Source organism: Streptomyces sp. NPDC086077, from assembly GCF_040686175.1.
Taxonomy (GTDB): Bacteria; Actinomycetota; Actinomycetes; order Streptomycetales; family Streptomycetaceae; genus Streptomyces.
In genome coordinates this window covers 60,838-73,955 of record NZ_JBFBJT010000018.1, presented here as the reverse complement: position 1 = coordinate 73,955, position 13,118 = coordinate 60,838, and the positions used below count along the sequence as shown (strand labels likewise).

General features: G+C 71.5%; 14 protein-coding genes. 7 read left to right on the top strand and 7 right to left on the bottom strand.

The annotated features are described in order from the left end of the window. The 4 genes from AB0O67_RS08340 to AB0O67_RS08325 form a co-directional block, all read left to right on the top strand. Positions 1-242, top strand: a 242-nt coding sequence (locus AB0O67_RS08340) for a BlaI/MecI/CopY family transcriptional regulator (protein WP_365447488.1), incomplete at its 5' end; no start/stop codon positions are given. Positions 243-248: 6 nt separating this feature from the next. Beyond that, positions 249-1,181, top strand: coding sequence for a M56 family metallopeptidase (locus AB0O67_RS08335; protein WP_365447486.1), 933 nt, complete (start codon positions 249-251; stop codon positions 1,179-1,181). A gap of 376 nt (positions 1,182-1,557) precedes the next feature. Next, complete coding sequence (locus AB0O67_RS08330) at positions 1,558-2,916, top strand: hemolysin family protein (RefSeq protein ID WP_365447484.1); 1,359 nt, start codon at positions 1,558-1,560, stop codon at positions 2,914-2,916. Continuing rightward, positions 2,913-3,935 carry a hemolysin family protein gene (locus AB0O67_RS08325; RefSeq protein ID WP_365447482.1) on the top strand — a complete coding sequence of 341 codons (1,023 nt, stop codon included), beginning with the start codon at positions 2,913-2,915 and terminating at the stop codon, positions 3,933-3,935. Before AB0O67_RS08330 ends, AB0O67_RS08325 begins: the two co-directional genes overlap by 4 nt. Before the next feature lie 60 nt (positions 3,936-3,995). On the opposite strand, the gene AB0O67_RS08320 is transcribed toward AB0O67_RS08325, so the two are convergent. Beyond that, complete coding sequence (locus tag AB0O67_RS08320; RefSeq protein WP_365447480.1) at positions 3,996-4,520, bottom strand: hypothetical protein; 525 nt, start codon at positions 4,518-4,520, stop codon at positions 3,996-3,998. Positions 4,521-4,649: 129 nt separating this feature from the next. Next, entirely contained in the window at positions 4,650-5,288 is a 639-nt protein-coding gene (locus tag AB0O67_RS08315) for an HD domain-containing protein (protein ID WP_365447478.1), read from the bottom strand. 110 nt (positions 5,289-5,398) lie between these two features. Between AB0O67_RS08315 and AB0O67_RS08310 the strand changes: the two genes are divergently transcribed. Then, positions 5,399-6,355 carry a helix-turn-helix domain-containing protein gene (locus AB0O67_RS08310; RefSeq protein WP_365447476.1) on the top strand — a complete coding sequence of 319 codons (957 nt, stop codon included), beginning with the start codon at positions 5,399-5,401 and terminating at the stop codon, positions 6,353-6,355. Here AB0O67_RS08310 and AB0O67_RS08305 read toward each other — a convergent pair. Both AB0O67_RS08305 and AB0O67_RS08300 read right to left on the bottom strand, forming a co-directional pair. Next, a complete protein-coding gene (locus AB0O67_RS08305; protein WP_365447506.1) occupies positions 6,330-6,554 on the bottom strand; it encodes a hypothetical protein in 225 nt (74 codons plus the stop codon). The genes AB0O67_RS08310 and AB0O67_RS08305 overlap by 26 nt on opposite strands. Before the next feature lie 110 nt (positions 6,555-6,664). Next, positions 6,665-7,786, bottom strand: coding sequence for an amidinotransferase (locus tag AB0O67_RS08300; RefSeq protein ID WP_365447474.1), 1,122 nt, complete (start codon positions 7,784-7,786; stop codon positions 6,665-6,667). A gap of 292 nt (positions 7,787-8,078) precedes the next feature. Between AB0O67_RS08300 and AB0O67_RS08295 the strand changes: the two genes are divergently transcribed. Then, positions 8,079-8,750: a dienelactone hydrolase family protein gene (locus AB0O67_RS08295; RefSeq protein WP_365447504.1), complete on the top strand. Its 672-nt coding sequence runs from the start codon at positions 8,079-8,081 to the stop codon at positions 8,748-8,750. Between the two features lie 47 nt (positions 8,751-8,797). On the opposite strand, the gene AB0O67_RS08290 is transcribed toward AB0O67_RS08295, so the two are convergent. Beyond that, positions 8,798-9,688, bottom strand: coding sequence for an SDR family oxidoreductase (locus AB0O67_RS08290; protein ID WP_365447472.1), 891 nt, complete (start codon positions 9,686-9,688; stop codon positions 8,798-8,800). 100 nt (positions 9,689-9,788) lie between these two features. Continuing rightward, entirely contained in the window at positions 9,789-11,333 is a 1,545-nt protein-coding gene (locus tag AB0O67_RS08285) for a SulP family inorganic anion transporter (protein WP_365447470.1), read from the bottom strand. A 216-nt stretch (positions 11,334-11,549) separates the two neighbouring features. On the opposite strand from AB0O67_RS08285, the gene AB0O67_RS08280 reads away from it, so the two are divergent. Further along, positions 11,550-11,960, top strand: a complete 411-nt coding sequence (locus AB0O67_RS08280) for a MerR family transcriptional regulator (RefSeq protein ID WP_365447468.1) — start codon at positions 11,550-11,552, stop codon at positions 11,958-11,960. 12 nt (positions 11,961-11,972) lie between these two features. Here AB0O67_RS08280 and AB0O67_RS08275 read toward each other — a convergent pair whose 3' ends face one another. After that, complete coding sequence (locus AB0O67_RS08275) at positions 11,973-12,959, bottom strand: alpha/beta hydrolase (protein ID WP_365447466.1); 987 nt, start codon at positions 12,957-12,959, stop codon at positions 11,973-11,975. Positions 12,960-13,118: the final 159 nt, after the last annotated feature.

Sequence of the window (13,118 nt, the reverse complement as noted above, 5' to 3'; positions counted from 1 at the left end):
TCACGATCCTGACCCGGCTGCTGGCCAAGGGCGCGGTGACCCGTGAACGCGCCGGGCGGTCGTTCGCCTGGACGCCGGCCTCGGACGGCGCGGGGCTCGCGGCCCGGAAGATGTGCAAGGTGCTGGACGGCGAGCAGGACCGCGAGGCCGTGCTCGCGAGCTTCGTCACCGCCCTCGAACCGGAGGACGAGCGGCTGCTGCGGGACCTGCTGGAGCGGGCGAAGGACGAAGGGGAAGACTGAAGCCGCATGGGGGTGTTCGTCTTTCTGCCACTGGTGCTGCCGCTCACCGCGTGGCCGATCGCGCGGCTCGCCGAGCACCACCTCCACCCGCGCCTCGCCACCCGGTTGCTGACGGTGATGGGCGGCGTCATGGCCTCGTGCAGCACGCTGTGCCTGGGTCTGCTCATGGTGGTCGGCACCGCTCAACTGCCCGGCAACCCGCTGCCGGACGGCTGGTCCGACCCGGAGGTCCGCGAGGCCGTCCCCTACGACGAGGTGGCCGGCAAGGCGGCCATCCCCGCGCTGCTGGCCGTCGCCGTGGCGTGCGGCGGCACGCTGTGGCGCCACCGGCGGACACGCCGCCGCGCGCACCGCGCCTTGGCCGGCCTGCCCACCACGAAGGTCGCGGTACTGCCCGACGACACGCCCTACGCGTACGCCCTGCCCGGCGGCGCCCACGACCGGATCGTGGTCACCACGGCACTGCTGCGCGTCCTGCGCCCCGCCGAACGGCGCGCCCTGTTCGCCCACGAGCGGGCCCACCTGGCCGCACGTCATCACCGGTTGCTGCTCGTCACCCAACTGGCCGCGCGCGCCAACCCCTTCCTGCGTCCGCTGCGCACGGCGGTGTCGTACACGACGGAGCGGTGGGCGGACGAGGAGGCAGCCCGCGAGGTGGGCGACCGCCGGACCGTGGCGCGCGCGATCGGCAGGGCGGCCCTGGCCTCACGAGGTACGCGGCTCCCCACCCTCGCGGGCCTCGCCGCACCCGGTCCGGTGCCGCGCCGGGTCGCGGCGCTGCTGGGGCCCGCTCCCGCGACGCGCACCTGGCCCTCCGCGTTCACCGCGGTGGGGGTGGCCGCGTGGACGGCCGCAGCCGGGACGGCCGTCTCCGCGATGTCGTCCGCCAACTCCGCGGTGACGCTGATCTTCATCCTGCACGCGGCGACACCGCTCTGACGCCGGCCGGGGCGTCGCCGGCGCCGGGTGGACGGGGCGACCGCTGCCGCCGGCCGCACCGGCCGGGCTCCGTGACGGAACAACCGGGAGGGCCCGGCCGTTCTCTACAAGCGAGTAGAAGCATAAAGTGGCCCATGGCGCCGCAGGCGGTGTCACGGCCCGCGGCGCGGGAACGTCCGAGAACGCCGTGGAATCGCTGCGTGCGGAGACTTGACCAGCCTGCTTTGCTTGTCCTTTACCATGGGGTCAGGGTGCCGACGCCCTCCCGAACCGACAGACCGAAAAGGAGCCAGGGACCCGCAATGGGTGAGCCTCCCAGTACCAGCCGTGCCAAGCCCCACCCACGCCACGACTGTGAGGGAACGGGGGTGGCACGGTGACCGAGGTCCTGCTGCTCCTGCTGGCCCTCCTCCTGACACTGGCCTGCGCGGTGTTCGTCGCCGCCGAGTTCTCCCTGACCACCGTCGAGCGCGGTGACCTGGAGCGGGCCGCCACCGCCGGCGAGCGTGGGGCGGAGGGCGCGCTGAAGGCCGTACGCCGCCTGACGGTCCAGCTCTCCGGCGCCCAGCTCGGCATCACCGTCACCTCCCTGGTGATCGGCATGCTCGCCGAGCCGTCGCTCGCGGTGCTGCTGCGCGGGCCGCTGGTGGCGATCGGCCTCGGCGGCGCCGCGTCCCCCGTCGCCACCGTGCTGGGCGTGGTCGTGTCCACCGTGGCGCTGATGGTGATCGGTGAGCTGGTGCCCAAGAACTGGGCGATCTCCCGGCCGCTGGCCGTCGCCAAGGTGGTGGCCGGCCCGCAGCGCGGCTTCACGGCCGCCTTCGGCCCGTTCATCCGCCACCTGAACAACACGGCGAACCGTTTCGTCCGCCGCCTGGGCCTGGAGCCCGCCGAGGAGCTGGCCTCCGCCCGCAGCCCCGAGGAGCTGGTCGCGCTCGCCCAGCACTCGGCCGCCGAGGGTGCCCTGGAGGCGGACTCCGCGGAACTCTTCGTACGGACCCTGCACCTCGGCGAGCTGACCGCGGAGAACGTCATGACGCCGCGGGTCGACGTCAAGGCTCTGGAGGCACGGGCCACGGCCGCGGACGCCGCGAACCTCACCCACGCCACCGGCCTGTCCCGCTTCCCGGTCTACCGCGCCGGGCTGGACGACGTCATCGGCACCGTCCACATCCGTGACGTGCTCGCGCTGCCGCCGGAGAGGCGCGCGGTCACACCGGTCACCGACCTGGCCACCGCCCCCCTGCTGGTGCCCGACAGCCTCACCGCCGACCGGCTCCTGGTGCGGCTGCGCGCCACCCGCACCATGGCCGTGGTCATCGACGAGTACGGCGGCACGGCGGGCGTGGCGACGATGGAGGACATCGTCGAGGAGGTCGTCGGCGAGGTCCGCGACGAGCACGACCCCGTCGAGGTGCCCGACCTGCTGCCCACCCCGCAGACCGCGGACGGCCGCGCCGCGTGGGAGGCGGACGGCTCCGTCCGTCTGGACCAACTGGCCGGGATAGGCCTGACGGCCCCCGAGGGGCCGTACGAGACCGTGGCCGGCCTGGTCGCCAACCGCCTCGCGCGCATCCCCGCCAAGGGCGACGTCCTGGACCTGGACGACGGCTGGCACCTGGACGTGCTCGACGTCGAGCACCACCGCGCCGACCGCGTCCGCATCCTCGGGCCCGCCCAGGTCCCGGCCCGGACGGCCGCGACGCAGGAGCTCAAGGGGGAGGTGTCCCGATGACCGTGCTGCAACTCGCGATCGGCGCGCTGACCCTGTTGACCAACGCCTTCTTCGTCGGCGCGGAGTTCGCCCTGATCTCCGTCCGGCGCAGCCAGATCGAGCCGCACGCCAACGCCGGGAACACCCGGGCCCGGATGACGATGTGGGCGCTCCAGCACCTCTCCGCGATGATGGCCACCGCCCAGCTCGGCATCACCGTCTCCTCGCTGGTGCTGGGCGCGGTCGCCGAACCCGCCATCGCGCACCTGATGGAGCCCGCCTTCGAGGCGGCCCACATCCCGCACGGCCTGGTGCATCCGATCGCGTTCGTGATCGCGCTCACCGTGGCGACGTATCTGCACATGCTGATCGGCGAGATGGTCCCGAAGAACATCGCCCTGGCGGCACCGGTCCCGACCGCCCTGCTGCTCGGCCCGCCGCTCGTCGCCCTCACCCGCGCCCTGCGCCCGGTGGTCTTCGGCATCAACGCCTTCGCCAACGCCCTGCTGAAGCTGCTGCGGGTCGAACCGAAGAACGAGGTCGAGTCGGTCTTCACCGACGACCAGCTGGCCCGTATGGTCGTCGACTCCAGCGAGGCCGGGCTGCTGTCGCCGGCCGACGGGGAGCGGCTGCGCGACGCGCTGGAGCTGGGCACCCGCCCCGTGGGCGAGATCCTCGTCCCCGTGCCGCGGATGCGCACGGTGGGCCACACGGTCACGCCGGACGAGCTGGAGCGGGTCGCGGCACAGGCGGGATTCTCCCGCTTCCCGGTGACCGGACCGAACGGCGGCGTGCTGGGTTACCTGCACATCAAGGACACCCTCGGCGTCACCGACCGCGACCGCCCGTTCCCGCGCGAGGCGCTGCACCGGGTCACGCGGGTCCGCATCGACACCCCGCTGGACGACACCCTCACCGCCCTGCGCGCCGACGGCAGCCACCTGGCCGCGGTGACCGGCGAGAAGGGCGCGGTCCTCGGCTTCGTGACCATGGAGGACGTGTTGTCGGAACTGGTCGGCCCGGCACCGGCGAGGGCCTGACGCGACCGGGCGGCCGTCTCACGACGGCCGCCCAGTCCTGCGATGCCTGCCGCCGACGGCTCAGCAGCCGCCGCAGTTGTAGTAGGTGACGTCCCAGTGGTTGCCCTCGTCGGCGTAGATGTTGCCGGAGCCGGACCGCCACTGGAGGGCGCCGTCGCCCCGCGGGCCGATGTAGGTGAAGGTGTTCTTGATGTAGTTGTCGACGCACGTGTACTTGCTGTAGTCGAGCTTGTAGCCGTTCCAGTGCGAGTACGTCCCCGAGGCGTGCCCCGTCTCCGTACCGCCGGTGATGTTCAGCGCGCAGCCGCTCGCCTGCTTGAGCGTCTGGGCGCCCTGGGCGCTGGCGAGGTTGAGCTGGTCGAAGGACGTACAGGTCGGGTTGTTGCGGTCGGAGCAGCCTCCGGAGGACGACCAGGTGATGCCGGACTGCCGGAACATCGAGGTCGCGGTGGCGTGACTGATCTTGGTCGCGGCATGCGCCGAACTGGCGGTGCCGACGACCGCGACGCCGGGAGCGACGACGAGCGCGAGTGCGGTCAGCACGGATCGGACCTTGAGAGCCTTCATGGGCTGGACGGTCTGCATGGGGAACCTTCCTGCGCGGGGCCATGAGTCCTGTGGGGGGTGGCTGTGCAGGTGGAGCAGACCGCATCGTGCCCGAGGTCTACGCGCGTGCACCAGAGGGCAAACCGGAACGAACCGGATGCTCTCTGGTCACTCGCGCCAGTCGGAGTTCTTGATGACCTCCACGAAGTCGCCGCGGACGAAGCCGGGGAAGAAGTGGGCCAGCACGTCCGCCTTGACGTTCCCGAAGGTCGTCTCCGGGCGGTCCTGGATGCCCTCGGTGAAGGCGGCGAGGATCCGGTTCTTGAAGTCCGGGCGGGGGTGGGCCGCCACGATCGCAGCCCGCTGCTCCTCGGAGACGGTGTGGTAGCCGATGCCCAGGACGTCGAGCTCCACGCCGCGGGTGACCAGGGCGATCTCCGGCGCCATGTGCAGCGGTATCTCCGGGGTGGTGTGCAGGGCGATGGCCGTCCAGACCCGGTCGGCGGGCTCGCCGGTGATGCCGTGGGCGTCGAGGAACCGCCGGGCCTCGTCGGCGCCGTCGATCTCGAACCGCTGGTCGGTGCGGCGGTAGCGCTCGGTCAGGCCCAGGTCGTGGAACATCGCCCCCACGTAGAGCAGTTCGGGGTCGAAGTGGAGCCGCTGCCTCCAGCCGCGCAGCGCCCCGAACAGGAAGACCCGCCGGGAGTGGTCGAACAGCAGGGGCGGGGCCACGTCGCGCACCAGCTCCGTCGCCTCCCGCGCCAGTGTGCTGTCCGGGATCTGCACGCCCGCGATCGATTCACTCATGGTGTCGGCCCTTCCGCTCTTTCTCGCATTTTCGGTGACCTCCCTCAGCGTCGCCCGGTGGCCTAACCTGGTGCCATGTCCCTGCTGCCGCACAACCCACAGATTCCGACATGACCCGGGTTGCCTTCCTCGCGTTCGACGGAGTCACCCTGCTCGACGTCAGCGGCCCCGTGGAGGTGCTGTACCAGGCGCGACGGCTCGGCCGTCCCTACACGCCGCTCCTCGTCTCCCCACGCGGCGGTGACGTCACGACCGCCTCGGGTCTGGCGCTTGCCGGGACCACGGCGGCGGCCGACGCCGGTCCCGTCGACACGCTCGTGGTCGCCGGGGCCGACCGGCTCGCGGACGAGTCCGCGGGGCAGGAGCTGCTGGCGGCCGCGGCGACCCTCGCCGAGCGGGCGTCGCGGGTCGCGTCGGTCTGCAGCGGCGCCTTCGTCCTCGCCGAGCTGGGCCTGCTCGACGGACGCAGGGCGACCACGCACTGGCGCCACGCCAGGACGCTGGCCCGCCGCTACCCCCGGGTGCGGGTCGAGCCGGACGCCCTCCATGTCCGGGACGGCCGGTACGTCACGTCCGCCGGCATCAGCGCGGGCATCGATCTGGCCCTCGCGCTGGTCGAGGACGACCACGGGGCGGACGCGGCGCGGGAGGCCGCACGCGAACTGGTCGTCTTCATGCAGCGCCCCGGCGGGCAGTCGCAGTTCTCCACGGCACTGGCGACCCCGCCGGCGCGCAGCGGCCTGCTGCGCTCGCTGACCGCGTCCGTGCTCGCCGACCCCGCCGCCGACCACAGCCTGCCCGCGATGGCCGCGGCCGCCGCCGTCAGCACCCGGCACCTGACCCGGCTGTTCCAGGCCGAACTGAACACCACCCCGGCCCGCTGGGTCGAGCGGGTCCGTCTCGACCGCGCGCAGCAACTCCTCCTCGACGGGCACGGCGTGACGGCGGCGGCGCACCGCAGCGGACTCGGCAGCGACGAGACCCTCCGCCGCGCCTTCGCCCGCCACCTGGGCACGACCCCGACCGACTACCGCAGACGCTTCACCACGACCCGCCCGCGGGACTGACCACCGGGGCGCCGGGCCCATGGCGGACCGGCCCGCGCCGACCCGTCAGGGACTCGCCGGTCTTCTCCAGCCGGTCCGCGAAGTCCTGCATGTACTGCACGTGTGCCGAGATCTCCTCCGGCGTCCACTGGTCCATGCGTACGTCGTTGACCGCGGCCGGAGCGCCACGGTAGTGCTTGAGCAGCAGGTACTTGGTCATGGTGGTTCTCCCAGGTGATGGCGCGGCCCATTGTGGTCGCGTTCACCTCGGGGACGGAGCAGGTCGCGGGTTCTCGACATCGCCGCTCAGGTTTTTCTGGATTTCTTCCGTCAGGAGAAGTACGACTCCAGCGTGCCGCGGCGGCGGACGTCGAGCGTCGCGCAGTGGAACGAGCCGCCGAACGGCGCGTAGTGCAGCAGGTCGCACGGGATCGGCTCGAAGCCCCACTTCTCCAGCGCCCGCAGCATGTCCGTGTGATGGCGCTCGGCGATGACCCGCTTCTCGTCGACCATGAGCACGTTCATGCTCAGCCACTTGCCGCACATCGACGCGATCTTCAGCAGGCGGTCGTCGATCGGCGCGGGCTCGGGGGCGATCAGGATGTCCCACGAGCGCAGGACGTCGGGCAGCCGGTCGACGTCGACGTACTCGGGGTTGACCAGTGCCTTGCCGGGCGCCAACAGCACGAACGTCGTGTCGATGTGCATGGGCGTGCGGCAGCGGCTCTCGATCTCGTGGACGCGGTAGGCGGGGCCGAGATGGCGGCGCAGCCAGTCGATGCCCATCCGGTTGGTGACGTTGCTCCGGGTCACGAAAAGGTCCCGTCCCGCGCGCACGAAATCCGCCGCGTCGAACACCGGCTCGAACTCGGTGAGGATGTACCGCATCGGCTCGCCGGCCTCGGGGATGCGGAAGCCGGGCTCGAAGAGTTCGTCGGTGAGCTGCGGCTTCGGTGCCGCCGTCCAGCGCGCGCCTCGCCGGAAGTAGTCCTTGAGGATCGCGCGGTAGGAGTGGGTCTCGAAGTACCTGCACGGCCATGCCATCGGCGTCTCGATGATCTCGTCGCCGATCACCAGCATGCTGTCGCGCGGGCAGGTGTTGCAGAATCCCCGTGACGACCAGTCGGGAGTGCCGTAGCGCCGCTTGTGGTCCACGGCGTCCGGACGCTTGACCGTGACGTCGAGCGACTCCAGGAGGGCGATGAACTGATCGAGCTCCTGCTGCGCCCGCTCGATCAGGACGTCCGGATACTTGAAACCGGCCGCGAGCCGCTGGAACCGCGCCGCCCAGGGCGGAATGTTGCAGGTCACGACCGGATGTCCGGAAGGAATCGTCGCGCCCTCCAGGCGGCCGACGATGATCTCCTCCAGCGGGTCCCACTCGTTGTGCGAATTGACCGGCAGAGCGAGCGGCTCCTCCGCAGCGATGTCGGTCCTCTGTGCCACCGCCATGCTCAACCGCTTTCGATCGCGGAATGGTAGTAACTCAATATAGCCAATCCCTTACCGAAGGTGAACAGGAGCATGCTGCGGGCCTCCTCGTCTCAGGAGCGCTGCGCTCTCTCTTTGCCAGGCCGAATCCGTAGCAGAGCGTGCGCTGACATGGGTGAACGCACTTTTCCGGGACGGAGAGACCTTTTGGTGACCTGGTTCGGCTGGTGCGGCGTCAGGGAGGGTACGCGAGGGGAGAGAAGTCGATGCATCGATTCGCAGGGCCGGCGGGCCGGGGAAGAAGTTGATGTCGATGATTTCCGACATGGTTCTGGTGCCCACCGACAGCGCGATGCTCCCGGGCGACCTCGTCGTCCCGGCGTCCGCGCACGCGGTGGTGTTGTTCGCGCACGGCAGCGGCAGTTCCCGGCACAGCCCGCGCAACCGGATGGTCGCCGCCGAGCTGCGCGCGGCCGGGATGGGCACGCTGCTGATGGATCTGCTCAGTGAACGGGAGGAACGGCATGACGCGCTGACGGGCGAGCACCGGTTCGACATCCCGTTCCTGGGCCGCCGGCTGGTCGCCGCCATCGACTGGCTGGACACGCAGCCCGACGCCCAGAGGCTCCCGATCGTCGTCTTCGGCGCCAGCACCGGTGCCGCTGCCGCCCTGGTCGCGGCCGCCGAACGCCCGGACCGTGTGCTGACCGTGGTGTCGCGGGGCGGACGGCCCGACCTGGCGGGCGAGGCGCTGGGTGCCGTACGGGCGCCGGTGCTGCTGATCGTCGGGGGTGAGGACCATGAGGTGCTGCGGCTCAACCGGGAGGCGGCCGGTCGTCTGGACGCCCCGCACGCCATTCATGTCGTGCCCGGCGCCGGCCACCTGTTCGCGGAACCCGGGGCGCTGGAGGACGTCGCGGGCACCGCCCGGCACTGGTGCGACGAGCATCTGCGCGCGGGGCGGGAGCAGGCGCACGAGGAGTGAGGTGACGCATCGCGAGTGAGTCCTGCGGCAGGTCCTCGGTGCCCTGCCTAGGGCAGCGGTGTGCCGCCCGTGGCGTTGAGGATCTCCGCAGTGACGAAGCTCGCCTCCTGGGAGGCCAGAAAGACGTACGCCGGTGCCAACTCGGCCGGTTGCGCCGGGCGGCCCAGCGGGCTCTGCTTGCCGAACTCCGCCGTGTCGGGCAGCGTCGCGGGGATCAGGGGCGTCCACACCGGCCCCGGCGCAACCGCGTTCACCCGGATCCCACGCTCCACGAGCATCTGGGCCAGGCCCTGGGTGAAGGTCACGATCGCGCCCTTGGTCATCGCGTAGTCCAGCAGGTGGGGGCTGGGCTTGTACGCCTGCACGGACGTGGAGTTGATGACACTGCCGCCCTCCGGGATGTGGGGCACGGCGAACTTCGTCAGCCAGAACATCCCGTACAGGTTGGTGCGCATGACCCGGTCGAACTGCTCGGTCGTGACGGCCTCGATGCCGTCCGGCTGCGACATCTGGTAGGCGGCGTTGTTCACCAGTACGTCGATCCGGCCGAACTCGGCGACCGCCCGCTCGATCAGCGCCCGGCAGTTCTCCTCGTCGCGGATGTCGCAGGCGACCGCGACCGCCTTGCGGCCGGCGTCCTCGACCAGCCGGGACGTCTCGCGCGCCTCGTTCTCCTCCTCCGGCAGGTGGGTGAACAGCACGTCCGCGCCCTCGCGGGCGAAGGCGAGCGCAACCGCCCGCCCGATGCCGGAGTCCCCGCCCGTGATGACGGCCCTGCGATCCGCCAGGCGACCGGCGCCGCGGTAGGACTCCTCACCGTGGTCCGGGGGTGGGTCCATCGGGCCGGTCCAGCCCGGGTGGGGTTGATCCTGCGCCGGGAACTCCGGCGTCGGGTGCTGGGTCACCGGGTTCTGGCGAGTGTGCTGTGGGTCGGTCACGTCGGCCTCCTGCCTCCCGTGCGGGTCCGGACGTGCGCACGAGTGCCCACCCGCCCCTGTACGGGAAACGCGATCCCGCGGATCGGCAACCGATCGGGTGTCAGTGCCCGCCGGTGAGCTCGCCGGTGAGCTCGCCGTGGATGCGGGCGCTGGGCTCGTTCAGGCCGGTGATCTCGACGACCTTGCCGCGCCGCGCGTACCTGGTCTCGACGGCGTCCAGCGCCGCGACGGACGAGGCGTCCCAGACATGGGCAGCGGACAGGTCGATGACGATCCGCTCCGGGTCGTCCTTGTAGTTGAACTGCTGGACCAGGTCGTTGGAGGAGGCGAAGAACAGCGCGCCCGTCACGCGATACACGGCCGTCCTGCCGTCGGGGTCGACGACGGCCGTGACCTCGGCGAAATGGGCGACCCGCCGGGCGAAGACCACCATCGCCGTGACCGAGCCGACGACGACACCGATGGCGAGGTTGTGGGTCGCGACCACGACCGCGACGGTGATCACCATGACCGCGATCTCGCCGGCCGGCATCCGCTTCAGCGTCCTGGGCGCGACGGAGTGCCAGTCGAAGGTCGCGAACGACACCATGACCATCACCGCGACCAGGGCGCCCATGGGGATGTCGGACACGATCGGACCGAAGACGATGCACAGCACCATCAGGAAGGCCCCGGCGAGGAACGTGGACAGGCGGGTACGGGCACCGGAGACCTTCACGTTGATCATTGTCTGGCCGATCATGGCGCAGCCGCCCATGCCGCCGAAGAAGCCGGTCACGATGTTGGCGATGCCCTGCCCGATCGACTCCCGCGTCTTGTTCGACTGCGTGTCGGTGATGTCGTCGACGAGCTTCGCCGTCATCAGCGACTCCATCAGCCCGACCAGCGCCATCGCGAAGGCGTACGGGGCGACGGTCGTCAGGGTGTCCACGGTGAACGGCACGTCCGGCAGTCCGGGCATCGGCAGCGAGGAGGGCAGTTCGCCCTTGTCGCCCACGGTGGGCACCGCGATGCCGGCCGCCACCGTGACGACGGTGAGGATCACGATCGACACGAGGGGCGCCGGGACCGTGGTGGTCACCCTCGGGAAGAGCACCATCAACGCCAGCCCGGCAGCGACCAGCGGATACACCGGCCAGGGCACGTCGGTCAGCTCGGGTACCTGTGCCAGGAAGATGAGAATGGCCAGCGAGTTGACGAAGCCCACCATCACCGAGCGCGGAATGAACCGCATCAGCTTCGCGACGCCCACCGCGCCGAGGATCACCTGGAAGACGCCCGCGAGGATCACCGCGGCGACCAGATGACCGAGCCCGTGCTCACGGTTCAGGGGCGCGATCACCAGTGCGACGGCACCGGTGGCGGCGGAGATCATCGCTCGTCGGCCACCGACGACCGCGATGGTGACGGCCATGGTGAACGAGGCGAACAGCCCGATCGCGGGATCGACCCCGGCGATGATCGAGAAGGAGATCGCCTCCGGGATCAGCGCGAGCGCCACGACCAGCCCGGCCAGCACCTCGGTGCGCCAGACCTTCGGGTCGCGCAGCCAGTCCGGGCGCAGTCCGCGCAGCCGCGCGGCGGGTGGGAGCAGGGGCGAGGAGGACGGGGAGGACGAGGAAGGCAGGGGGGACGAAGAAGACAAGGGAGACGCTACCTGTCGGGGTCGGGTGCAACCCCGGGGCAGGGCGGGCCGGGGCGAGAGGGGGGCGGTGGCGGGCGGGGGCCCTTCACACACACGAGGGAGGGCAGCGCCGATGAGGCCCTCACCTCCGGTGACTCTACCCTAACGTTAGGGTAGAGACGGGTGGGGTCCGCGGGGGCCGGGCCCGCCGGAACGACCGGAGGCCAGGGGCAGGACATGGACGACAAGCACATGCAGATCGGGGAGGTCGCCGCGCGCACCGAACTGTCCCTGCGCACCATCCGGCACTACGAGGAGACGGGCCTCGTCGTCCCCTCCGCCCGCTCCCAGGGCGGCTTCCGTCTGTACACCGAGTCGGATGTCGCGCGCCTGATGGTCATCCGCCGTATGAAGCCGCTGGGTTTCACCCTGGAGCAGATGCGCGAGCTGCTGGCCGCCACCGACCGCCTCGACGTCGACGACGTGCCCACCGGGGAGCGGGAGGAACTCCTGGAGCGGCTGCGCGGCTTCGAGGAAGCCGCGCAGCAGCGTGTCGCGGATCTGCGGACGCAACTGGCGCGCGCGGAGGACTTCGCCGGCACCCTGCGCCGGCGCCTCACCCGGAAGTCCGGCGCGCCCCGGCCCTGACGCCGCGTCGCGTCAGGCGGGCAGCGACGCGAGCCACTCGACCAGGAGCCGGTTGATCTCCTGAGGGCGTTCCTGCTGGATCCAGTGACCGCAGCCCTCCAGGATGTGCGAGGCGACCAGGCCGGGCAGAGTCGTGGGGTACGCCTGGACCGCGTCGGCGAGCCAGGTGGTGGAGGCGTCCTGGGCGCCGCCCACGAACAGCGACGGCTGGGTGATCGGGGCGCCGTCGTAGTCGGCGAGGTCCTCCCAGTCGCGGTCCATGTTGCGGTAGCGGGCCAGCGCCCCTGCCATACCGGTCCGCTCGAACTCCTCGGCGTAGAAGTCCAGGTCGCGTTCGCTCAGCCAGGACGGCAGCCGGGCCGCCGGGAACCGGTCGCGCAGGCGTCCGCCGCGGCTGAGGAAGTGCGGGTCCGGCGCGCCGGGCGCGGGCATGGTGTCGGCGGACAGGGCGGCGTAGATGCCCGCGAGCCAGCCGCGCACGTCGGGCTCGATCTCCGCCTCCGCACGGCCGGGCCGCTGGAAGTAGGAGACGTAGAACTCCTGGTCCGGCCCGCCGAGCTGGGTGAAGACCTCGCTGGGCCTGGGCCCGCCGCGCGGGGCGTAGGGCACGCTGAGCAGGCCGACCGCGCGGAAGACGTCGGGGCGCATCAGTGCCGAGTTCGCGGCGATGGCGGCGCCCCAGTCGTGGCCGACGACCACCGCGGTCCGCTCGCCCAGGGCGTGCACCACCGCGGCGTTGTCCTCCACCAGGTGGTGCATCCGGTACGCGTCCACCGCCTCGGGCCGGGAGGAGCGTCCGTAACCGCGGACGTCCACGGCGACCGCTCGGTAGCCGGCCGCGGCCAGGGCGGGCAACTGGTGGCGCCATGAGTACCAGGACTCCGGGAAGCCGTGTACGAGCAGGACCAGCGGACCGCTGCCCTGCTCGACCAGATGGATCCGGCCGGCGGGGGAGGGCAGCAGGCGGTGCGTGAGCTCGGCGGCGTTCGTGTGGGGCATGGATCCTCCCGGGGAGCCGATGGGACGGCCGGTGTCGCTGCTGCCGCGCTCCGGCCGAGGGCGCTGCACGGTGATCCTTCTGGGGCGGCCGGCCGGGCGCGAGTCCGGTTGCCGCTTCGGCAAGAAAGTGCACTCCGAACTTCGAGGGAAGGTGGCGGC

Bases quoted from the DNA above. Each gene is read 5' to 3' on its own strand.
- AB0O67_RS08335 (WP_365447486.1), top strand. From the start codon at position 249: ATGGGGGTGTTCGTCTTTCTGCCACTGGTGCTGCCGCTCACCGCGTGG.
- AB0O67_RS08325 (WP_365447482.1), top strand. From the start codon at position 2,913: ATGACCGTGCTGCAACTCGCGATCGGCGCGCTGACCCTGTTGACCAAC.
- AB0O67_RS08320 (WP_365447480.1), bottom strand. From the start codon at position 4,520: ATGCAGACCGTCCAGCCCATGAAGGCTCTCAAGGTCCGATCCGTGCTG.
- AB0O67_RS08315 (WP_365447478.1), bottom strand. From the start codon at position 5,288: ATGAGTGAATCGATCGCGGGCGTGCAGATCCCGGACAGCACACTGGCG.
- AB0O67_RS08310 (WP_365447476.1), top strand. From the start codon at position 5,399: ATGACCCGGGTTGCCTTCCTCGCGTTCGACGGAGTCACCCTGCTCGAC.
- AB0O67_RS08305 (WP_365447506.1), bottom strand. From the start codon at position 6,554: ATGACCAAGTACCTGCTGCTCAAGCACTACCGTGGCGCTCCGGCCGCG.
- AB0O67_RS08300 (WP_365447474.1), bottom strand. From the start codon at position 7,786: ATGGCGGTGGCACAGAGGACCGACATCGCTGCGGAGGAGCCGCTCGCT.
- AB0O67_RS08295 (WP_365447504.1), top strand. From the start codon at position 8,079: ATGATTTCCGACATGGTTCTGGTGCCCACCGACAGCGCGATGCTCCCG.
- AB0O67_RS08280 (WP_365447468.1), top strand. From the start codon at position 11,550: ATGGACGACAAGCACATGCAGATCGGGGAGGTCGCCGCGCGCACCGAA.
- AB0O67_RS08275 (WP_365447466.1), bottom strand. From the start codon at position 12,959: ATGCCCCACACGAACGCCGCCGAGCTCACGCACCGCCTGCTGCCCTCC.